This is a genomic window from Enterobacter sp. CCUG 70166, assembly GCF_020224095.1.
Taxonomy (GTDB): Bacteria; Pseudomonadota; Gammaproteobacteria; order Enterobacterales; family Enterobacteriaceae; genus Enterobacter; species Enterobacter intestinihominis.
Genome location: NZ_NRIQ01000028.1, coordinates 150,985 through 172,086, shown reverse-complemented (window position 1 = coordinate 172,086; position 21,102 = coordinate 150,985). Strand labels below are relative to the sequence as shown.

Here is a 21,102-nt window from a genome sequence, read left to right as displayed (position 1 = left end):
AATATCCTCGTTATAATAATTCATTATTTTCAGGCAAAGTCAGGGTATCAGAGCGTTAAAAAGCGTCGCTCCGGGTATTTTAAATCATCATTATTTCTATCGTCGTTTTTCGATATTCATCGACGAATATTGTTTTGCCAGTTCAACTAATACTGACGCCGATTTTTTAATACTGTAATTTTTTGACCACACGGCAGCATAACGCGCCACAGGTAATGCATCTTCCACCGGCAGGACAATAAACTGGTCCGAGCCGAATGGCGCAATCATGTCACGGGGGATCACCGTCAGGTAATCGGCATTGAGAACAAGGTTATAGATGGTGACGACGGAATCGGTCTGGACGATGTTTTCAATGCTGATGTGGTTATCTTGCAGGGTGGTCAGGAGTTCGTTGTAGTAGCCCATATCGGTTTGCGGCATCACCCACTGCTCGTGCGTGAGCGACGCCAGTCTGGTCGGGCCGGTGCACGTTCGTGATTTACTCGCCACCAGCACAAACTCAGATTCAAAGAGTGGCTCAACGTGAAGATCCTGGAGCAACATCCCGTCGCTCAGCGTGCCGATGGCGAAATCCAGCCGGCCATCGCGAATGGCGGGCAGGAATGAAGAGAGCTGCGCTTCATACATTGAGACGCGCGCCTTCGGGAACACTTCCTTGAATTTTTTGATCATCCCGGACAGGAAGGTGAAGCCAATCAGCGACGGATAGCCGAAGGAGACGTCCATGACGGTACTGAAACTGAGGCTGTTGATCTCGCTCACCATGTTTTTCATTTCGCGGGTGATCGACTCAGCGTAGGACAGAAGCACCTGACCGGCGGCAGTGAGTTTTACGCCGGTGTTTTTACGCACCATCACTTCCACCCCAAAGTAAGATTCGATGTCGCTGATGATTTTGCTGACGGCAGGTTGCGTCAGCCCCAGTTGTCTTGCAGCAGAACCTATAGAGCCACTTTTGATGACTTCCTGAAATACCACGAGGTGCTGTGTTTTCGGTAGAATAATAGTATTCATAATATTCTGCGCTTATTTCCCTATGACGCAGCGGATTCTACCCAATATTGTTTCAGGGGGTATGTGCTGTTACTCACAATTTGCCAGGATGCCCTTTTTACAACCACATTTAAAATCTATTTATAATCTTATTATTCAAACAGTTAGATAGCTAAAAATACGCAATTACGCTGATATTGATCAACAAAATCCGCGGTAATAAATTTATTTTATGGCAATAACCAGCATGAATTTTTTTGCCTTAACAATATTAATAAAGACTATCTTTCAGGCAATTAAAGGTTAATAAACCATCATTATTCTTTTAAAACATTTTTGTGGTTTATCAACTTTATCAGGAATATTTTCTCAGCTTCCGGTTAAAGAGTGGGATATATCACACATTCACCAGAAGAATGTTTTTAGATTCAATATTAAATTATCAAATGAATAACATTCAGCATCACTGAGTCAACATTCACAACATCTGTTCAACACTAAAATTTTCTAATTTTATAGCGTTAAATTTTGTGATTATGATCATGCGCAGCAGATGAAAGGAACGCATAATCGGTAAAGCAGTGAAATGTGCTTGGCGTCGCAAAATTGAGAATTGATGTCGTTTGGCGCTTCGCTGACCCGGCATGCAACCTTCAGAAAACAAAAACCCCGCCGAAGCGGGGTTTCGTAAGAAGTTGAAGCTGACCGATAAGCCGGGTTCTGTCGTGGACAGTCATTCATCTAGGCCAGCAATCGCTCACTGGCTCAAGCAGCCTACCCGGGTTCAGTACGGGCCGTACCATGTGAACCCCTATTTGGCCTTGCTCCGGGTGGAGTTTACCGTGCCACGGACTGTTACCAGCCGCGCGGTGCGCTCTTACCGCACCCTTTCACCCTTACCTGATCCCGCTTACGCGGGCCATCGGCGGTTTGCTCTCTGTTGCACTGGTCGTGGGTTTCCCCCCCAGGCGTTACCTGGCACCCTGCCCTGTGGAGCCCGGACTTTCCTCCCCTCCGCCCGTCTCCCCCGAAAGGGACGACGACGAAGCGGCGACTGTCTGGTCAGCTTCGGCGCGCAGTATAGAGGGTTTGCGCGCCGCTGTCACCCCTGGCTACGCATGCCTACCTGCAATGTGGCCGCGATATTGCGCGAGGCGCGGTAAATGTTGTCGTACGCTCCCTGGAACGCCTCTTCCAGTGAACCGATGCGGGTCAATACGCTGAACACCGCGTCGATGCCGTACTGATGCACCACACCAACATCCTGCGTCAGACTTCCGGCAATCCCTATCACCGGCTTATGGTATTTTTTGGCGACGCTCGCCACGCCGACGGGCACTTTGCCATTAATGCTCTGGCTGTCGATGCGCCCTTCTCCCGTCAGCACCCACGTGCAGTCGTGAATATGTTCTTCAAGATTGAGCGCCTGAGTGACAATCTCAATGCCGCTTTTCAGCTCAGCGCCCAGGAAGGCCATCAGCGCCGCGCCCATGCCGCCCGCCGCTCCTGCCCCCGGAACCGGGTTGACGTCAATGCGCAGGGATTTTTTGATCACGTTGGCGTAGTGGCTAAGACTGGCGTCGAGTTCGAGGATCATCTCCTCCGTGGCGCCTTTTTGCGGGCCAAAGATACGCGACGCGCCGCTTTCACCGACCAGCGGATTCGTCACGTCACAGGCGACGCGGATTGCGCACCCCTGAAGACGCGGATCAAGATCCGAAATATCAATACGGTTCAGCGCCATCAGGCTGCCGCCGCCGTAGCCGATCTCCGTCCCGTTCGCATCCGTAAACCTCGCGCCCAGCGCCTGCATCATACCCGCGCCCCCATCGTTGGTTGCGCTCCCGCCGATACCGATAATGATGTTGCGCGCGCCTTTATCCAGCGCGCGGAGGATCAGCTCCCCCGTCCCGCGCGACGTCGTGACCAGCGGGTTACGCTGCGCGGGAGGAACAAGTACCAGGCCGCTGGCGGCGGCCATCTCGATAAACGCGGTGGTACCGTCGCCCGAGATCCCCCAGCTGGCCTTCACCTTTTCCCCTAACGGGCCGGTGACGACAGCCTGCTGCCAGGTGCCCTGCGTCGCGGCGATCATCGCTTCAACCGTACCTTCTCCGCCGTCAGCAACGGGAACAGACACGTAATGAGCGTCGGGGAAAATTTCCCGAAATCCTTTTTCTATCGCCTGCGCCACCTCAGTGGCAGACAGGCTTTCTTTATAAGAGTCTGGCGCGATTACGATTTTCATAGTTGTATGCCTGAGCCGTAGGCCCGGTAAGCGTAACGCCACCGGGCGGGACGTCATTAGCGAGCAATTTCAACCTTCGCCAGCTTTTCGTAATAGCACGCTAACGCGCTGTGATCGGCGGTGCCCAGACCGTCCGCACGCAGCGCCTGCATCATCTCCATGACGGCGGCAGTCAGCGGCAACTGCGCGCCCACGCCGTGGGAGGTATCCAGCGCATTCGCCAGATCTTTAATGTGCAGATCGATGCGGAAGCCCGGCTTGAAGTTACGATCCATCACCATCGGTGCCTTGGCATCCAGCACGGTGCTGCCCGCAAGACCACCGCGAATGGCCTGATAGACCAGATCCGGATTAACGCCCGCTTTGGTGGCCAGCGTAAGTGCTTCGGACATGGCCGCGATGTTCAACGCCACAATCACCTGGTTTGCCAGCTTGGTGACGTTGCCTGCGCCTATTTCACCGGTATGCACCACGGAGCCAGCCATGGCTTTCATCAGGTCGTAGTATTTGTCGAACACGGCTTTATCGCCCCCCACCATCACCGACAGAGTACCGTCGATGGCTTTCGGTTCGCCGCCGCTGACCGGCGCATCCAGCATCTCCACGCCCTTCGCTTTCAGCGCCTCGCTGATTTCGCGGCTCGCCAGCGGCGCGATAGAACTCATGTCGATCACCACCAGACCCGGCTTCGCGCCGTCGATAATGCCGTTCTCACCCAGCGCCACCTCTTTCACGTGCGGGGAGTTTGGCAGCATGGTGATAATGACATCGCACTGCTCGGCGATCGCTTTTGCAGTTGTCGCCGTTTCTGCGCCAGCCGCAATCACTTCTGCCACCGCGTCTGAATTACGATCTAAAACCACCAGTGAGTAACCTGCTTTGATGAGGTTTTTGCTCATTGGTTTGCCCATGATACCCAGGCCAATAAAACCCACTTTCAGCGTCATAATCTGTTTCCTCAATGATGGTTATTTTTGAAAAGCGTCCGCTAATTTCTGCGTGGCGGCGCGGAATACGCCGAGGTCGCTGCCGACGGCGACAAACGTTGCGCCCCACTCCAGGTAGCGGCGGGCATCGGCTTCCACCGGCGCCAGAATGCCGCACGGTTTACCGTGCGCTTTGGCACGGGCAAAAATGTGCTGGATTGCCCGCTGCACGTCCGGGTGGCTGGCGTTGCCCAGATGACCAAAGGCGGCCGCCAGATCGCTCGGGCCGACGAAAATACCGTCGACACCTTCGGTCGCGGCAATGGCGTCGACGTTATCGACCCCCTGCTGGCTCTCGATCTGAACCAGAATGGTGATGTTCTTGTTGGACTGGGCGAAATAGTCCGGCACGGTGCCAAACATGTTGGCGCGGTGCGAGACAGACACGCCGCGGATCCCTTCCGGCGGATAGCGGGTGGCAGCTACGGCCAGCACCGCTTCTTCTTCCGTTTCAACAAACGGGATCAGGAAGTTGTAGAAGCCGATATCCAGCAGACGCTTGATGATCACCGGCTCGTTGGTAGGTACACGCACCACCGGCGCGCTGTGGCTGCCTTTCAGCGCCATCAGCTGCGGAATAAACGTGTTGATATCGTTTGGCGCATGTTCGCCGTCCAGCACCAGCCAGTCGAATCCGGCCAGGCCCAGCACTTCGGTGCTGATGGGGTTGGCCAGCGCAGACCAGCAGCCAATCTGAATCTGATGCGCCGCAAGGGCCGCTTTAAATTTATTCGGGAAGATGTCGTTACTCATTACGTATACCTTTTTTAATTCCGCAGTTTTAGCCAGTAGCTTTTCTTATTTATTCCGACTCAGCGTCAGCGTTATATTTATTTACTGACTGAATTTTGGCGTTATAAAATCGTCATTCAGTATAATCGTCACCACCCGGCAGCACATTGTCTCAATGCTCAATTATCCAACGGGATTAGCACGCTATTTTGAGCATTTGCCCAATGCAGTGGGCGCTGATGCACAGAATCAACGATTAGTGTGTCGGGAGCGATCGCGATCACATTCTCACTTTTCCTCTCCTGACATTCTTTATTTCCTCAATAAGAAACGATTAACCATCTGGCTATATTTAGTATCAGATATTTTGCTGGAGATGAGTGAACAATGGCCGATATTGAAATTCGACAGGCGTCGCCGACGGCGTTCTATATAAAAGTGCACGATACCGATAACGTGGCGATTATTGTCAACGACAATGGCTTAAAAGCGGGTACCCGCTTTCCGGACGGGCTGGAGCTGATTGAGCACATTCCGCAGGGGCACAAAGTCGCACTGGTCGATATCCCGGCGCAGGGCGAAATCGTGCGCTACGGCGAAGTCATCGGCTATGCGGTGCGCGCTATCCCGCAGGGTAGCTGGATTGAGGAGTCGCTGGTTGAGCTGCCCACCGCCCCGCCGCTGGAGACGTTGCCGCTGGCTACCCGCGTCCCTGAGCCGTTACCTCCGCTGGAGGGTTATACCTTCGAAGGTTACCGCAACGCGGATGGCGGCGTGGGAACCAAAAACCTGCTTGGCATCACCACCAGCGTGCATTGCGTGGCGGGTGTCGTGGATTACGTGGTGAAAATTATTGAGCGCGATCTGCTGCCGAAATACCCCAACGTTGACGGCGTGGTGGGGCTTAACCACCTGTACGGCTGCGGCGTGGCGATCAACGCGCCCGCAGCGGTCGTGCCGATCCGCACGATCCACAATATCGCCCTTAACCCGAACTTTGGCGGCGAGGTGATGGTGATTGGCCTCGGCTGTGAAAAATTGCAGCCAGAACGCCTGTTGCAGGGTACTGAGGATGTGAAAGCCATTCCGGTTGACGAGGCCAGTATTGTGCGTCTTCAGGATGAACACCATGTCGGCTTCAGATCGATGGTCGACGACATTTTACAGGTGGCAGAGCGCCATCTGGAGAAGCTGAACAAACGCCAGCGTGAAACCTGCCCGGCCTCTGAACTGGTGGTTGGGACACAGTGTGGCGGCAGCGATGCGTTTTCCGGCGTCACCGCTAACCCGGCGGTAGGTTATGCCTCCGATCTGTTCGTGCGCTGCGGCGCCACGGTGATGTTCTCTGAAGTCACCGAGGTGCGTGATGCTATCCACCTGCTCACGCCGCGCGCCGTTAACGAAGAGGTGGGCAAACGCCTGCTGGAGGAGATGGCCTGGTACGATAACTATCTCGACATGGGCAAAACCGACCGCAGCGCCAACCCGTCTCCGGGTAACAAGAAAGGCGGCCTGGCGAACGTGGTGGAAAAGGCCCTCGGGTCGATTGCCAAATCCGGCCAGAGCGCGATTGTGGAAGTGCTCTCACCTGGCCAGCGACCAACCAAACGCGGTCTGATCTACGCGGCAACGCCTGCCAGTGATTTCGTGTGCGGCACCCAGCAGGTAGCATCCGGCATTACGGTACAGGTCTTTACCACCGGACGCGGCACGCCGTACGGCCTGATGGCGGTACCGGTGATCAAAATGGCGACCCGCACCGAGCTGGCAAACCGCTGGTATGACTTAATGGATATCAACGCGGGCACCATCGCCACCGGGGAAGAGAGTATTGAAGAGGTGGGCTGGAAGCTGTTCCACTTCATTCTGGATGTGGCAAGCGGACGGAAGAAAACCTTCTCCGATCAATGGGGATTGCATAACTCGCTGGCGGTGTTTAACCCGGCACCGGTGACGTGATGGCCCCTCACCCTGCCCTCTCCCCACCGGGGAGAGGGTAAAAAAACCGCACCGAGCAGTCCCCTCTCCCCTATGGGGAGAGGGTTAGGGTGAGGGGAAAAGCCTCTTTAGACCAGCACCACATCGATCCCGCTTTTGCGTAACCCTTCCAGGCTTTCCGCCGGAATACCTTCATCAACGATAATCATGTCGATCCGCTGAGTATCAATGATTTTATGCAGGCTTGAACGGTTAAACTTGCTGGAATCAGTGACAACGATAATACGCTCCGCCACCTCGCACATTTTCCGGTTCAGACGGGCTTCATCCTCGTTGTGCGTACTCACCCCCCGATCGAGATCGATGGCATCGACGCCCAGGAACAGCAGGTCAAAATGGTAATTCTGTAAGGACTGCTCCGCCTGGTCACCATAGAAGGACTGCGACTGACGGCGCAAGTGCCCGCCGGTCATCAGCAGCTCTACGCCCTCCGCTTCCAGCAGCGCGTTTGCCACGTTCATCCCGTTGGTCATGGCAATGACATCGGTATGCTGGCGCAGCATGCGGGCAATTTCAAAGGTCGTGGTGCCGGAGTCCAGAATAATGCGGTGACCCGGCTTCACCAGTTCAGCCGCCGCCTGCGCGATGCTGCGCTTCACAGCCGTATTAAGGGAACTTTTGTCCTCAACGGACGGCTCCACGCCGGGGGCATTACCTTCGCAAATCAGCGCGCCGCCGTAAGCGCGAACGGCAATCCCCTGCTTTTCCAGAAAGGCCAGATCGTTACGGATCGTCACCGTCGACACGCCGTATAAAAGAGAAAGATCGTTAACCTGCACGCTTCCCTGCGCCCGCAACCGCTGAATGATCTGCTCTCGCCTTTCACTGGTGCCGGTGATGCGCTTCTCTGCGGATGAATCGGTGCTGCTCATACGAGCTCCTTAGTAAATAAACTTTCGTTTCATTTCGTTTTGCTTATTAACGCCTTTCTTTTGAGGGAATGCAAGCCCTGTATGGTGAGCAGACGCAAGCTTAACCGCCGCTGAAACCTTTCATTATGTTTCTTTTGTGAAACAGATTGGAAAACTATTATCTTTCGTTTTATTTTTACCCCACCATAATGCAGTATCAAATGAAACAAAACGAAAGATGAATACCAACACCATCCGAAATGGAGAGGAAAGTGAAACATCTGACAGAAATGGTGGAACAACATAAACGGGGGAATACAAACGGGATTTACGCCGTCTGTTCCGCACATCCATTGGTACTTGAAGCTGCAATTCGTTACGCCCATTCACAGCAGACGCCTCTGCTGATTGAAGCCACCTCAAACCAGGTGGATCAGTTTGGCGGCTATACCGGTATGACGCCCGCCGATTTTTATGGGTTTGTCTGCAAGCTGGCAGGATCCCTCGGTTTCCCCACCTCACAGCTGATCCTTGGCGGCGATCATTTAGGTCCTAACCGCTGGCAAAACCTGCCAGCTTTGCAGGCGATGGCGAACGCCGACGATCTGATCAGGAGCTACGTGGCGGCCGGATTTAAAAAAATTCACCTCGATTGCAGCATGTCCTGCGAAGACGATCCGGTTCCTTTAACCGATGCAATCGTTGCCGGGCGTGCCGCTCGGCTGGCTAAAATTGCCGAAACCACCTGTCTCGAGCAATTTGGCGTAGCGGATCTGGTCTACGTTATCGGCACGGAAGTTCCGGTTACCGGTGGGGCACACGAAACGCTGACCGAGCTTGAGGTCACCACACCAGAGGCGGCACGTGCCACGCTTGAGGCACACCGCCACGCATTCGAGAAGGAAGGGTTAAGCGACATCTGGCCGCGCATTATTGGCCTGGTGGTTCAGCCTGGCGTTGAGTTCGACCATGCGCACGTTTGTGACTATCAACCGCATAAAGCCGTCGCACTGAGCAAGATGGTTGAAGCCTACGACACGCTCGTATTTGAAGCACACTCTACCGATTACCAGACGCCGCAGGCGCTGCGCCAGTTGGTGAAAGATCACTTCGCCATTCTGAAAGTCGGCCCTGCGCTAACCTTCGCGCTGCGCGAAGCGCTGTTCTCACTGGCTGCAATTGAAGAAGAGCTTTTACCGGCAAAAGCCTGCTCAGGACTGCGTCACGTCCTGGAAAACGTGATGCTCGATCGCCCGGAATACTGGCAAAGCCACTATCACGGCGACGGCAATGCCCGTCGCCTGGCCCGCGGTTACAGCTATTCCGACCGCGTGCGCTATTACTGGCCAGACAGTCAGATTGACGAGGCTTTTGAGCGACTGGTACGCAACCTGGCGGATGAACCGATCCCGCTGCCGCTGATCAGCCAGTATCTGCCGTTGCAGTACAGCAAAGTTCGCGAGGGTGCTCTCAGGTCCACACCACAGGAGCTCATTCTCGACCACATTCAGGACATACTCCAGCAGTACCATGCCGCCTGCGAAGGCGTAACGACTCAACACGCATAATTAAAAAAGAGGAAAACGCTATGCCAAACATTGTCTTATGCCGCATTGATGAACGCCTGATCCACGGTCAGGTGGGCGTACAGTGGGTGGGGTTTGCGGGGGCGAACCTGGTGCTGGTGGCAAATGACGAGGTTGCAGACGATCCGGTTCAGCAAAACCTGATGGAGATGGTGCTTGCGGAAGGCATCGCCGTGCGTTTCTGGTCCCTGCAAAAAGTGATCGACAACATTCATCGCGCCGCCGACCGGCAGAAAATTCTGCTGGTTTGTAAAACACCGGCTGATTTTTTAACGCTGGTCGAGGGCGGCGTGCCCATCACCCGTATCAACGTCGGAAATATGCATTACGCCAGTGGCAAACAGCAAATTGCCAAAACGGTATCTGTAGACGCGAACGATATCGCCGCGTTTAACGGCCTGAAGGCGGCCGGAGTGGAATGCTTCGTTCAGGGCGTTCCAACAGAGACTGCTTTGGATCTCTTTAAACTGCTCTGAGGGATTCACAATGGAAATCAGTCTGTTGCAGGCTTTCGCGCTGGGGCTTCTCGCCTTTATCGCGGGCCTGGATATGTTTAACGGCTTAACACACATGCACCGTCCGGTGGTGCTCGGGCCACTGGTTGGCCTGATTCTGGGCGATCTGCACACCGGAATTCTGACCGGCGGTACGTTAGAACTGGTCTGGATGGGTCTCGCGCCGCTGGCGGGCGCGCAGCCGCCAAACGTGATTATCGGCACCATCGTTGGCACCACATTTGCCATTACCACAGGCGTGAAACCGGATGTCGCCGTTGGGGTCGCCGTGCCGTTTGCCGTGGCGGTTCAGATGGGGATCACTTTCCTCTTCTCGGTGATGTCCGGCGTGATGTCCCGCTGCGATCGCATGGCGGCTAACGCAGACACCCGTGGTATTGAACGGGTCAACTATCTGGCACTGCTAGCGCTCGGCGTCTTCTACTTCCTGTGTGCGTTTCTGCCCATCTACTTCGGGGCTGAACATGCGAAAACCGCCATTGATGTCCTGCCAGAACGTCTGATCGACGGTCTGGGCGTCGCGGGCGGCATCATGCCAGCGATCGGCTTCGCCGTGCTGCTGAAGATCATGATGAAAAACGTCTACATCCCTTACTTCATTATCGGCTTTGTCGCCGCGGCCTGGCTGAAACTGCCGGTGCTGGCGATTGCCGCGGCTGCGCTGGCGATGGCGCTGATCGACCTGCTGCGCAAATCGCCTGAACCGACGGCACCTGCGGCCCAGAAAGAGGAATTTGAAGATGGCATCTAATCCAACCACCCTGCCGGGCGTGTCTGAAAGTGAAGAGACGCTGCTGACCGGCGTGAATGAAAACGTCTACGAAGACCAGAGTATTGGCGCTGAGCTAACGAAAAAGGATATTAACCGTGTCGCCTGGCGTTCCATGCTGCTACAGGCCTCGTTCAACTACGAGCGAATGCAGGCCTCCGGCTGGCTGTATGGGCTACTGCCCGCGCTGAAAAAGATCCACACCAATAAGCGGGACCTGGCGCGCGCCATGAAAGGCCATATGGGCTTCTTTAACACCCACCCGTTCCTGGTGACCTTCGTCATCGGCATTATTCTGGCAATGGAGCGTTCCAAGCAGGATGTGAACAGCATCCAGAGCACTAAAATTGCCGTCGGTGCACCGCTCGGTGGCATTGGTGACGCCATGTTCTGGCTAACCCTGCTGCCTATTTGCGGGGGGATTGGCGCCAGCCTGGCGCTACAGGGATCCATTCTTGGCGCCGTGGTCTTTATCGTGCTGTTTAACGTGGTGCATCTCGGCCTGCGTTTTGGTCTGGCGCACTATGCCTACCGGATGGGTGTCGCCGCGATCCCGCTGATCAAGGCCAACACCAAAAAGGTTGGTCATGCTGCGTCCATTGTCGGGATGACGGTGATTGGTGCACTGGTGGCAACCTATGTGCGCCTGAATACCACACTCGAGATTAAAGCCGGGGATGCGGTCGTCAAACTGCAAACCGACGTGATCGACAAACTGATGCCCGCCTTTCTGCCGCTGGTCTACACCCTGACCATGTTCTGGCTGGTACGCCGTGGCTGGAGCCCGCTGCGCCTGATTGGTATCACCGTGGTGCTGGGCGTTGTCGGTAAATTCTGTCACTTCCTGTAAAAGCAAAGAGGTTGCGATGTTAGGCATTATTTTGACGGGTCATGGCGGTTTTGCCAGCGGGCTGGAACAGGCGATGAAGCAAATCCTCGGCGAACAGCCGCAGTTTATCGCCATCGATTTTCCGGAAAGCTCCACCACTGCGCGGCTGACCGCGCAGCTTGAGAAGGCAGTGAATGATTTGGATGCAGAGCACGATATCGTGTTTCTCACCGATCTTCTCGGCGGTACGCCGTTTCGTGTGGCCTCTACCCTCGCGATGCAACACCCCGGCAGCGAAGTGATCACCGGCACCAATCTCCAGCTTTTGCTGGAGATGGTTCTGGAGCGCGAAGGGTTAAGCAGTGAAGCATTTCGTTTGCAGGCGCTGGAGTGCGGCCATCGCGGCCTGACCAGCCTGGTGGATGAGCTTGCACGCTGTCGCGAGGAAGCGCCCGCCGAGGAAGGGATATGAGCCAGCTGCTGCGCGCGCGTCGTCTGCTTACCGGGCAGGGCTGGCTGGATGACCATCAGCTGCGCATGGATAGAGGCGTCATCACCGCCATCGAGCCGATTCCGGCAGGGGTTAACACCCGCGAGGCAGACCTGCTTTGCCCGGCATACATTGATATCCACGTCCACGGCGGCGCGGGTGTGGATGTGATGGATGATGCCCCCGACGTGCTGGACCGGTTAGCCATGCATAAAGCGCGTGAAGGCGTGGGGGCGTTTCTGCCTACCACCGTCACCGCTCCGCTGGAGGCGATCCATAGCGCGTTACGGCGCATTGCCCGACGCTGTCATGTCGGTGGCCCCGGTGCGCAGGTCCTGGGCAGCTATCTGGAAGGCCCGTACTTTACGCCGCAGAACAAAGGGGCACATCCGCAAGAACTGTTTCGCGAACTGGATCTCGCGGAACTTGATGATCTGATTGCGGTTTCGCAGAACACGCTGCGGGTAGTGGCGCTTGCTCCGGAAAAAGCGGAAGCCCTGAAGGCGATCCATCACCTCAAGCAAAAAGGGATACGCGTCATGCTGGGCCACAGCGCCGCTACATACGCGCAAACCCTGGCCGCATTTGATGCAGGCGCAGCCGGGCTGGTGCACTGCTACAACGGCATGACGGGGTTACACCACCGGGAGCCCGGCATGGTTGGCGCTGGCCTTACGGACCCACGCGCGTGGCTGGAGCTTATTGCCGACGGGCATCACGTTCATCCTGGAGCCATGCGGCTGTGTTGTTGCTGCGCGAAGGATCGTACGGTGCTGATTACCGATGCCATGCAGGCGGCGGGTATGCCTGATGGGGGCTATACGTTGTGTGGTGAAAGTGTCGAGATGCAGGGCGGCGTTGTCCGCACGGCCTCAGGCGGGCTGGCGGGCAGCACGCTCGCGCTGGATGCCGCCGTGCGAAATATGGTGGAGCATACGGGGGTCGCCCCAGAGCAAGCTATCCATATGGCTTCACTGCATCCCGCCCGTCTGCTCGGTATGGATCACCTGCTGGGATCGTTAGCGCCTGGCAAACGCGCCAATATTATTGCGCTGGATGCGGGTTTACACCTCCGGCAGATTTGGATCCAGGGTCAGGCTCTTTCCCTGTAGCCCTTTCACAGTGTGCCCTGTTGGCCTTACGGAAGACGATCGTAAGGCCTTTCTTTTCCTTTCCTTGACTTTCTCCTTTCCTTTCGCGATCACACTTTTCGTTTTATTTCTTTTACGCCATTGAACTTTCGATTTCTTTTCTATAGATTTTATTTAACTGCTAAAGTGAACAAGTGAAACGAAACGAAAGATAGCGACACGTTTGCCAGCGTCTGATGTGGAATTCACACGACTAAGGACTGAGTTATGCCACAAACCACTACCGCCGCCACCGGCACCTGGACCGAAAAAGAGATCCGCCAGCAGCCAGCCAGCTGGCTTCGCTCGCTCAACAATATTGATAACCTGCGCGCGTCGATCGACAGTTTTCTGACACCACTGTTGCGCAAGCCCGATCTGCGGATCGTTCTGACCGGCGCGGGTACGTCCGCTTTTATCGGCGACATCATTGCGCCATGGCTTGCCAGCCACACGGGGAAAAACATCACCGCGATACCTACGACCGATCTGGTCACCAACCCGATGGATTATTTCAGCCCTGCGCACCCGCTGCTTCTGGTCTCTTTCGCCCGTTCTGGCAATAGCCCGGAGAGCGTCGCCGCCGTTGAGCTGGCGAATCAGTTCGTACCGGAGTGCTACCACCTGTCGATCACCTGTAATGAAGCGGGCAGCCTGTACCAGAATGCCGTCGACAGCGATAACGCCTGCGCTCTGCTCATGCCAGCCGAAACGCACGATCGCGGGTTCGCGATGACAAGCAGCATCACCACCATGATGGCGAGCTGCCTGGCGGTATTCGCACCGGAAACGATCAACAGCAAAACGTTCCGCGACGTGTCCGATCGCTGTCAGGCGATCCTCACATCGCTTGGCGATTTCAGCCCCGGCGTCTTTGGTAACGAACCGTGGAAACGCATTGTTTATCTGGGCAGCGGTGGATTACAGGGCGCCGCACGGGAGTCTGCGCTGAAAGTGCTGGAGCTGACCGCCGGCAAGCTGGCGGCATTCTACGATTCGCCAACGGGTTTCCGTCACGGGCCTAAGTCGCTGGTGGACAACGAAACGCTGGTCGTCGTGTTTGTCTCCAGCCATCCGTACACGCGTCAGTACGATCTGGATCTGCTCGCCGAGCTGCGTCGCGATCGTCAGGCTATGCGCGTGGTAGCCATTGCAGCCGAAACGGATCCGGTCATTGAAGCTGGCCCGCATATCCTGCTGCCGCCTTCTCGTTCATTTAACGATATGGAGCAGGCGTTCTGCTTCCTGATGTACGCCCAGGTCTTCGCACTGACCCAGTCTCTGCACGTTGGCAATACGCCAGATACGCCATCCGCCAGCGGTACGGTTAACCGTGTGGTCCAGGGCGTCGTTATTCATCCGTGGCAGGCTTAAGAGGACAGGCTCATGAGTATTATTTCCACCAAATATCTTTTGCAGGACGCACAGGCAAAGGGCTATGCCGTTCCGGCCTTTAACATTCATAACGCCGAGACGATCCAGGCGATCCTCGAAGTCTGTAGCGAAATGCGATCCCCGGTGATCCTCGCGGGTACGCCGGGGACGTTTAAACATATTGCGCTGGAAGAGATCTACGCCTTGTGCAGCGCATATTCCCTTACTTATGACATGCCGCTGGCGCTACACCTCGATCACCACGAATCGCTGGATGACATTCGCCGCAAAGTCCATGCCGGCGTACGTAGCGCAATGATCGACGGTAGCCATTACCCCTTCGAACAAAACGTCAAGCTGGTGAAATCGGTCGTCGATTTCTGTCACCTCAACGACTGTAGCGTCGAGGCCGAACTGGGCCGACTGGGTGGAGTGGAAGATGACATGAGCGTCGACGCCGAAAGCGCGTTCCTGACAGACCCGCAGGAAGCAAAACGCTTTGTCGAACTGACAGGCGTGGACAGCCTCGCCGTTGCCATCGGAACCGCGCACGGCCTCTATACCAAACGCCCAAAAATCGACTTCCAGCGGCTGGCCGAGATCCGCGAGGTAGTGACAGTGCCGCTGGTACTGCACGGTGCGAGCGATGTTCCGGATGAGGATGTGCGCCGCACCATTGAGCTGGGCGTCTGCAAAGTTAACGTCGCAACAGAGCTGAAAATCGCCTTCTCTGACGCAGTCAAAGCCTGGTTTGCCGAGAACCCACAGGGCAACGATCCGCGCTTCTACATGCGCGTCGGCATGGATGCCATGAAAGAGGTGGTCAGAAGCAAAATCACCGTTTGCGGCTCGGCGAACCGGCTGCTGCTTCCGGCTGAAGCCTGAACCCATCGCGCATAACGTTAGTACCTAAAAAATAACTATAAGCCTCGCAAATATGAAGGCGCGTCCTTAAGCCGGACAGCGCCTTCCATTATCCTAAAAATCCGAGGAGTCCCTACATGACACAGGAAAAGTCGTTTAAATCGAAAGCGTGGGAGTTTTTCCAGAGCCTGGGAAAGACGTTTATGTTCCCGGTTTCGCTATTGGCCTTTATGGGGTTGTTGTTAGGTATCGGTAGTTCTGTCACCAGCCCTTCCACCATCAAAAGTTTTCCCTTTCTGGGCGGCGAGTTAACGCAGCTCACCTTTGGTTTTATCGCCATGGTCGGTGGCTTTGCTTTTACCTATCTGCCGCTGATGTTTGCCATGGCGATCCCAATGGGCCTTGCCAGGCGTAATAAAGCGGTGGGCGCTTTTGCCGGATTCGTTGGCTACATGCTGATGAACATGAGCATCAACTACTACCTGACCGCCACCCACCAGCTTGCGGATGCCGCCACCATGAGACAGGTGGGACAATCCATCGTGCTTGGCATTCAAACGCTGGAGATGGGCGTGCTCGGCGGTATTGTGGTAGGGGTGATCACCTACTTCCTGCACGAACGCTTCCAGGACACGGTGCTGCACGACGCATTTGCCTTCTTTAGCGGCATTCGTTTTGTACCGATTGTTACCGCCCTCACCCTGTCGCTGGTCGGCCTGGTCATCCCCCTGCTGTGGGAATATGTGGCAATGGGCATTGCCGGGATTGGTCATATCATCCAGAGCACCAGCGTCTTTGGACCGTTCCTGTATGGCGTGGGCGTGCTGCTACTCAAACCTTTTGGCCTGCATCACATTCTGCTGGCGATGGTGCGCTTCACCCCGGCGGGCGGCATTGAGATGGTTAACGGCCAGGAAGTGGCCGGTGCGCTGAACATTTTCTACGCCGAGCTGAAAGCGGGTCTGCCGTTTAGCCCGCACGTTACGGCATTTTTATCGCAAGGGTTTATGCCGACCTTTATCTTCGGCCTGCCTGCCGTGGCTTACGCTATCTACCGCACCGCGCGCCCGGAAAACCGTCCGGTGATTAAAGGGCTGCTGCTTTCAGGCGTGCTGGTTTCAGTTGTCACGGGTATTTCAGAGCCGATTGAGTTCCTGTTCCTGTTTATTGCCCCTGTGCTTTACGCGTTTCATATCGTTATGTCTGGCCTGGCGCTGATGGTGATGGCGCTGCTCGGCGTCACCATCGGCAACACTGACGGCGGTATTCTGGATCTGCTGATCTTCGGCGTCATGCAGGGGATGTCGACCAAATGGTATCTGCTGTTCCCGGTGGGTATTGCCTGGTTTGCTATCTACTTCTTCGTCTTCCGCTGGTACATCCTCAAGCACGATATAAAAACGCCAGGCCGTGAGGTTGACGCGCAGGGTGCGCTCCAGGCGGTGGAAGCCAATACCCGGGCACGTGGAAAATCAAAATACGATCATGGGCTTATTCTTCGCGCGCTTGGCGGTAAAGAGAATATTGAGTCGCTCGACAACTGCATTACCCGCTTACGTCTGGTGGTGAAAGATATGGGGCTTATCGACCAGCAGGCGCTGAAGGCCGCTGGCGCCTTGTCAGTCGTGGTGCTTGATGCCCACAGCGTTCAGGTGATCATCGGCCCGCAGGTGCAGAGCGTCAAATCCGGCATTGAAGCCTTAATTTAACAGGGGGTCGTTGTGTTTGATTTCGACAGAATCATTGAGCGTAAAAGCGATAAATGCCGTAAATGGGATCATGCGTTTGTGTGTTCGCGTTTCGGTGATGTCCCGGAGGGATTTATCCCGCTGTGGATAGCAGACATGGATTTCACCTCGCCACCCGCCGTGATTGAAGGCTTTCAGCGCATCGTGGAGCATGGCACCTTCGGTTACACCTGGTGCTTCGACGAATTCTACGATGCGGTCATCGCCTTCCAGCGCACCCGTCATCAGGTTGAGGTGCATAAGTCATGGATCACCCTGACCTACGGCACCGTTTCTACGCTGCACTATACGGTTCAGGCGTTCTGCAATCCCGGCGACTGCGTGATGATGAACACCCCGGTGTATGACCCGTTTGCGATGGCGACACAGCGACAGGGCGTGCGGGTGCTTGCAAATCCGCTGAGCGTGAAGGAAAACCGCTATCAGCTGGATTTTAATCTGATTGAAGTTCAGCTCAAAACTCACCGTCCAAAACTGTGGTTCTTCTGCTCGCCGCATAACCCCTCGGGCCGCATCTGGCGCGCGGATGAGATACGCCAGGTGTCCGATCTCTGTAAGCGCTACGGCACGATTCTGGTGGTTGATGAGGTTCACGCCGAGCACATTCTGGACGGTACATTCGTCAGCTGTCTGACTTCGGGCTGTGCCGCCCAGGACAACCTGATTGTGCTGACCTCCCCCAATAAAGCCTTCAACCTTGGCGGGCTAAAAACATCCTACTCAATGATTCCAGACGATTCGCTGCGCCAGCGTTTCCGCCAGCAGTTGGAGAAGAACTCCATTACCTCGCCGAATATCTTCGGCGTGTGGGGGATTATTCTGGCCTATCAGCAAGGTCTGCCATGGCTCGACGCGCTGAATGGTTATCTGCGCGGCAATGCCCGCTACCTTGCGGATGCCATCCAGACCCACTTCCCTGCATGGAAGATGATGAACCCGGAGTCGTCGTATCTCGCCTGGATAGACGTCAGTGCGGACGATCGCAGTGCGACGGCGCTAACCCAACATTTCGCCAAACAGGCTGGCGTGGTCATCGAAGATGGCAGCCACTACGTACAAAACGGCGAAAACTACCTGCGTATTAACTTCGGCACCCAGCGCTACTGGCTGGAACAGTCCATCAACCGAATGCTGAAGCATTACTGATAAGGATCTTACCCCGATGAAAACAAGGCTCACTCTCTCGCTGCTGGCTCTCTGTGTTTCTCATGGCGCGGCGGCAGCAAACTACGCGCTCAGTAACAACAATATTGCCCTTTCGTTTGATGATGCAAATGCAACGGTAGTGGTAACGGACAGCAAAGCTAACCATCCGCTCACGCCCCAGGAGTTGTTCTTTCTGACGCTGCCGGATGAAACAAAAATCCACACCGCTGATTTCAAAATCAAGCACGTCGAAAAGCAGGACAACGCGATAGTCATCGACTTTACGCATCCGGATTTTAACGTAACGGTGAAACTGAACCTGGTGAAGGGAAAATACGCCAGCATCGGCTACACCATCGCCGCCGTCGGGCAGCCGCGGGACGTAGCGAAAATGACCTTCTTCCCGACGAAGAAGCAGTCTCAGGCACCTTACGTTGACGGGGCGATTAACAGCTCGCCAATCGTGGCCGACTCGTTCTTCATCCTGCCAGACAAACCGATTGTGAATACTTACGCTTATGAAGCCACCACGAACCTCAACGTGGAGCTGAAAACCCCAATTCTGCCTGAGACACCGGTCAGTTTTACCACCTGGTTCGGCACTTTCCCGGAAACTAATCAGCTGCGGCGCAGCGTAAACCAGTTTATCGATGCCGTGCGCCCGCGGCCTTATAAGCCTTATCTGCACTACAACAGCTGGATGGACATTGGCTTCTTTACTCCTTACTCCGAGCAGGATGTCATTGGGCGGATGGACGAATGGAATAAAGACTTTATTGCCGGACGCGGGGTGGCGCTGGACGCGTTCCTGCTGGACGATGGCTGGGACGATCGCACCGGACGCTGGCTGTTTGGCCCGGCATTCAGCAACGGTTTTGGCAAAGTCAGGGAAAAAGCCGATAGCCTGCATAGCTCGGTTGGGCTGTGGCTTTCACCGTGGGGCGGTTACAACAAGCCGCGCGATATTCGCGTCTCGCATGCAAAAGAGTATGGTTTCGAAACCGTAGACGGCAAGCTGGCGCTGTCGGGGCCGAACTACTTTAAAAACTTTAACGATCAGATCATTAAGCTGATCAAAAACGAGCACATTACCTCGTTCAAGCTCGACGGAATGGGTAACGCCAATTCGCATATCAAGGACAGCCCATTTGCATCGGATTTTGACGCGTCCATTGCCCTGCTGCACAACATGCGCAGCGCAAACCCGAACCTGTTTATCAACCTGACCACCGGGACCGACGCGAGCCCGTCCTGGCTGTTCTATGCTGATTCAATCTGGCGTCAGGGCGATGATATCAACCTGTACGGTCCCGGCACGCCAGTGCAGCAGTGGATGACCTACCGGGATGCCGAAACTTATCGCTCCATCGTACGCAAAGGCCCGCTGTTCCCGCTGAACTCCCTGATGTACCACGGGATCGTCAGTGCAGAGAACGCTTACTATGGACTGGAGAAAGTACAAACGGACGGTGATTTTGCCGATCAGGTCTGGAGCTACTTCGCGACCGGAACTCAACTTCAGGAGCTGTACATCACGCCGTCCATGCTTAACAAGGCGAAGTGGGACACCCTGGCACAGGCGGCGAAGTGGTCGCGTGAGAATGCCAGCGTGCTGGTGGATACGCACTGGATTGGCGGTGACCCAACTTCGCTTGAGGTTTACGGCTGGGCCTCATGGAGTAAAGACAAAGCGATTTTTGGTTTACGCAACCCGTCGGATAAGCCGCAACGTTACTACCTGGATTTAACCAAAGATTTTGAGATCCCGGCAGGAGAGCGCTCGCAGTTTACCCTGAAAGCCGTGTACGGCAGTAATTCGACCGTACCAGAGGAGTATAAAAACGCTGTGGTGATTACGCTGCAACCGCTGGAAACGCTGGTGTTTGAGGCGATGCCGGGAAAATAGTGAGGCTTTGACACGGTGTAGGCCGGGTAAGGCGAAGCCGCCACCCGGCAAAACAGGCGGCAGGGGCTTACTCCCCCTGCTGCTCCAGCGCATATTTATACAGCGCATTTTTCTTCACGCCGTGGATCTCCGCCGCCAGCGCCGCCGCTTTTTTCAGGGGGAGTTCAGCCTGTAGCAGGGCCAGCGTACGCAGCGCATCGGCAGGCAGGGCGTCTTCCTGCGCTTTATGCCCTTCGACAATCAGCACCATTTCGCCCTTGCGGCGGTTCTCATCCTCTTTCACCCACGCCAGCAGTTCGCCAACCGGCGCGCCGTGAATGGTTTCCCAGGTTTTGGTCAGCTCGCGCGCCAGCACCACGTAGCGGGATTCGCCCCAGACGGTAACCATATCCTCCAGGCTTTCCAGCAGGCGGTGGGTTGATTCGTAAAAAATCAGGGTACGCGGCTCTGCTTCCAGATCCTTTAACACGTCGCGACGGCCTTTGGATTTAGCAGGCAGGAAACCTTCGTAGCAGAAACGATCGGACGGCAGGCCCGCCGCACTTAATGCGGCAATAGCAGCACACGGCCCCGGCAGCGGCACAACGCGGATCCCTGCTTCACGGCAGGTGCGCACCAGATGGTAGCCCGGATCGTTGATAAGCGGCGTACCCGCATCGGAGACCAGCGCGATGTTCTGCCCTTCTTTCAGCTTCGCCACCAGCGTTTCGGCTTTTTGTTGCTCATTGTGATCGTGCAGGGCAAACAGACGGGCGTTAATGGCAAAGTGCTGCAGCAGTAAACCGGTATGACGGGTGTCTTCAGCAGCAATTAAATCAACAGCTTGCAATACAGTGAGTGCACGTTGGGTAATATCAGACAAATTCCCGATAGGAGTAGGTACAATATAAAGCTGGCCTTGAGAATTATCTGCCGTTTCGTGTTGTTTCATTGT

Annotated in this window: 18 protein-coding genes and 1 other RNA gene; 12 read left to right on the top strand and 7 right to left on the bottom strand. The window is 55.5% G+C overall.

Annotated elements, in window-relative coordinates; genetic code table 11:
• Positions 1–96 precede the first annotated feature (96 nt).
• From tdcA to garL, 5 genes are all read right to left on the bottom strand, one after another.
• Positions 97–1,017, bottom strand: a complete 921-nt coding sequence (tdcA, locus tag CKK19_RS13050) for a transcriptional regulator TdcA (RefSeq protein ID WP_023298702.1) — start codon at positions 1,015–1,017, stop codon at positions 97–99.
• Between the two features lie 672 nt (positions 1,018–1,689).
• Positions 1,690–2,066, bottom strand: an RNA gene (rnpB, locus tag CKK19_RS13045) — RNase P RNA component class A.
• A gap of 32 nt (positions 2,067–2,098) precedes the next feature.
• Complete coding sequence (gene garK, locus CKK19_RS13040; RefSeq protein ID WP_022649489.1) at positions 2,099–3,244, bottom strand: glycerate 2-kinase; 1,146 nt, start codon at positions 3,242–3,244, stop codon at positions 2,099–2,101.
• Between the two features lie 56 nt (positions 3,245–3,300).
• Entirely contained in the window at positions 3,301–4,191 is an 891-nt protein-coding gene (gene garR, locus CKK19_RS13035; RefSeq protein WP_022649490.1) for a 2-hydroxy-3-oxopropionate reductase, read from the bottom strand.
• A 21-nt stretch (positions 4,192–4,212) separates the two neighbouring features.
• A complete protein-coding gene (gene garL, locus CKK19_RS13030) occupies positions 4,213–4,983 on the bottom strand; it encodes a 2-dehydro-3-deoxyglucarate aldolase (RefSeq protein ID WP_032626385.1) in 771 nt (256 codons plus the stop codon).
• Between the two features lie 366 nt (positions 4,984–5,349).
• On the opposite strand from garL, the gene garD reads away from it, so the two are divergent.
• The gene (gene garD / locus CKK19_RS13025; protein ID WP_063853604.1) at positions 5,350–6,921 is read left to right on the top strand and encodes a galactarate dehydratase; all 1,572 of its coding nucleotides are present in this window, start codon (positions 5,350–5,352) and stop codon (positions 6,919–6,921) included.
• A gap of 107 nt (positions 6,922–7,028) precedes the next feature.
• Here the strand turns inward: garD and CKK19_RS13020 are convergent, their stop codons facing one another.
• Entirely contained in the window at positions 7,029–7,832 is an 804-nt protein-coding gene (locus tag CKK19_RS13020) for a DeoR family transcriptional regulator (protein ID WP_015571958.1), read from the bottom strand.
• 239 nt (positions 7,833–8,071) lie between these two features.
• Here CKK19_RS13020 and kbaZ point away from each other — a divergent pair, with 239 nt between their 5' ends.
• The 11 genes from kbaZ (at position 8,072) to CKK19_RS12965 (ending at position 20,168) form a co-directional block, all read left to right on the top strand.
• Positions 8,072–9,379 (top strand): tagatose-bisphosphate aldolase subunit KbaZ, encoded by a 1,308-nt coding sequence (gene kbaZ / locus CKK19_RS13015; protein ID WP_063853603.1) that lies wholly within the window; start codon positions 8,072–8,074, stop codon positions 9,377–9,379.
• Positions 9,380–9,399: 20 nt separating this feature from the next.
• A complete protein-coding gene (gene agaV, locus CKK19_RS13010) occupies positions 9,400–9,873 on the top strand; it encodes a PTS N-acetylgalactosamine transporter subunit IIB (RefSeq protein ID WP_003861728.1) in 474 nt (157 codons plus the stop codon).
• Positions 9,874–9,883: 10 nt separating this feature from the next.
• The gene (gene agaW / locus CKK19_RS13005; protein ID WP_003861730.1) at positions 9,884–10,663 is read left to right on the top strand and encodes a PTS N-acetylgalactosamine transporter subunit IIC; all 780 of its coding nucleotides are present in this window, start codon (positions 9,884–9,886) and stop codon (positions 10,661–10,663) included.
• Complete coding sequence (agaE, locus tag CKK19_RS13000) at positions 10,653–11,531, top strand: PTS N-acetylgalactosamine transporter subunit IID (protein ID WP_022649494.1); 879 nt, start codon at positions 10,653–10,655, stop codon at positions 11,529–11,531. The genes agaW and agaE overlap by 11 nt, the downstream gene beginning before the upstream one ends.
• A 16-nt stretch (positions 11,532–11,547) precedes the next feature.
• Entirely contained in the window at positions 11,548–11,982 is a 435-nt protein-coding gene (gene agaF, locus CKK19_RS12995; RefSeq protein WP_048965966.1) for a PTS galactosamine/N-acetylgalactosamine transporter subunit IIA, read from the top strand.
• Positions 11,979–13,112, top strand: a complete 1,134-nt coding sequence (gene nagA / locus CKK19_RS12990; RefSeq protein WP_046620854.1) for an N-acetylglucosamine-6-phosphate deacetylase — start codon at positions 11,979–11,981, stop codon at positions 13,110–13,112. Before agaF ends, nagA begins: the two co-directional genes overlap by 4 nt.
• Positions 13,113–13,358: 246 nt before the next feature.
• Positions 13,359–14,504 carry an SIS domain-containing protein gene (locus tag CKK19_RS12985; protein ID WP_023298709.1) on the top strand — a complete coding sequence of 382 codons (1,146 nt, stop codon included), beginning with the start codon at positions 13,359–13,361 and terminating at the stop codon, positions 14,502–14,504.
• Between the two features lie 12 nt (positions 14,505–14,516).
• Positions 14,517–15,389 carry a tagatose-bisphosphate aldolase subunit KbaY gene (kbaY, locus tag CKK19_RS12980; protein WP_003861740.1) on the top strand — a complete coding sequence of 291 codons (873 nt, stop codon included), beginning with the start codon at positions 14,517–14,519 and terminating at the stop codon, positions 15,387–15,389.
• 116 nt (positions 15,390–15,505) lie between these two features.
• Positions 15,506–17,077 carry a maltose/glucose-specific PTS transporter subunit IIBC gene (gene malX, locus CKK19_RS12975; RefSeq protein ID WP_022649499.1) on the top strand — a complete coding sequence of 524 codons (1,572 nt, stop codon included), beginning with the start codon at positions 15,506–15,508 and terminating at the stop codon, positions 17,075–17,077.
• A 12-nt stretch (positions 17,078–17,089) separates the two neighbouring features.
• On the top strand, positions 17,090–18,262 hold the full coding sequence (locus CKK19_RS12970; RefSeq protein WP_023307051.1) for a MalY/PatB family protein: 1,173 nt from the start codon (positions 17,090–17,092) through the stop codon (positions 18,260–18,262).
• Positions 18,263–18,278: 16 nt separating this feature from the next.
• On the top strand, positions 18,279–20,168 hold the full coding sequence (locus CKK19_RS12965; RefSeq protein ID WP_063853601.1) for a hypothetical protein: 1,890 nt from the start codon (positions 18,279–18,281) through the stop codon (positions 20,166–20,168).
• Between the two features lie 67 nt (positions 20,169–20,235).
• Here the strand turns inward: CKK19_RS12965 and rsmI are convergent, their stop codons facing one another.
• Entirely contained in the window at positions 20,236–21,099 is an 864-nt protein-coding gene (gene rsmI, locus CKK19_RS12960) for a 16S rRNA (cytidine(1402)-2'-O)-methyltransferase (protein ID WP_063146524.1), read from the bottom strand.
• Positions 21,100–21,102 lie beyond the last annotated feature (3 nt).

Excerpts from the sequence above, each read along its gene's own strand:
- tdcA (WP_023298702.1), bottom strand. The coding sequence starts at position 1,017 with ATGAATACTATTATTCTACCGAAAACACAGCACCTCGTGGTATTTCAG.
- garK (WP_022649489.1), bottom strand. The coding sequence starts at position 3,244 with ATGAAAATCGTAATCGCGCCAGACTCTTATAAAGAAAGCCTGTCTGCC.
- garR (WP_022649490.1), bottom strand. The coding sequence starts at position 4,191 with ATGACGCTGAAAGTGGGTTTTATTGGCCTGGGTATCATGGGCAAACCA.
- garL (WP_032626385.1), bottom strand. The coding sequence starts at position 4,983 with ATGAGTAACGACATCTTCCCGAATAAATTTAAAGCGGCCCTTGCGGCG.
- garD (WP_063853604.1), top strand. The coding sequence starts at position 5,350 with ATGGCCGATATTGAAATTCGACAGGCGTCGCCGACGGCGTTCTATATA.
- CKK19_RS13020 (WP_015571958.1), bottom strand. The coding sequence starts at position 7,832 with ATGAGCAGCACCGATTCATCCGCAGAGAAGCGCATCACCGGCACCAGT.
- kbaZ (WP_063853603.1), top strand. The coding sequence starts at position 8,072 with ATGGAGAGGAAAGTGAAACATCTGACAGAAATGGTGGAACAACATAAA.
- agaV (WP_003861728.1), top strand. The coding sequence starts at position 9,400 with ATGCCAAACATTGTCTTATGCCGCATTGATGAACGCCTGATCCACGGT.
- agaW (WP_003861730.1), top strand. The coding sequence starts at position 9,884 with ATGGAAATCAGTCTGTTGCAGGCTTTCGCGCTGGGGCTTCTCGCCTTT.
- agaE (WP_022649494.1), top strand. The coding sequence starts at position 10,653 with ATGGCATCTAATCCAACCACCCTGCCGGGCGTGTCTGAAAGTGAAGAG.
- agaF (WP_048965966.1), top strand. The coding sequence starts at position 11,548 with ATGTTAGGCATTATTTTGACGGGTCATGGCGGTTTTGCCAGCGGGCTG.
- nagA (WP_046620854.1), top strand. The coding sequence starts at position 11,979 with ATGAGCCAGCTGCTGCGCGCGCGTCGTCTGCTTACCGGGCAGGGCTGG.
- CKK19_RS12985 (WP_023298709.1), top strand. The coding sequence starts at position 13,359 with ATGCCACAAACCACTACCGCCGCCACCGGCACCTGGACCGAAAAAGAG.
- kbaY (WP_003861740.1), top strand. The coding sequence starts at position 14,517 with ATGAGTATTATTTCCACCAAATATCTTTTGCAGGACGCACAGGCAAAG.
- malX (WP_022649499.1), top strand. The coding sequence starts at position 15,506 with ATGACACAGGAAAAGTCGTTTAAATCGAAAGCGTGGGAGTTTTTCCAG.
- CKK19_RS12965 (WP_063853601.1), top strand. The coding sequence starts at position 18,279 with ATGAAAACAAGGCTCACTCTCTCGCTGCTGGCTCTCTGTGTTTCTCAT.
- rsmI (WP_063146524.1), bottom strand. The coding sequence starts at position 21,099 with ATGAAACAACACGAAACGGCAGATAATTCTCAAGGCCAGCTTTATATT.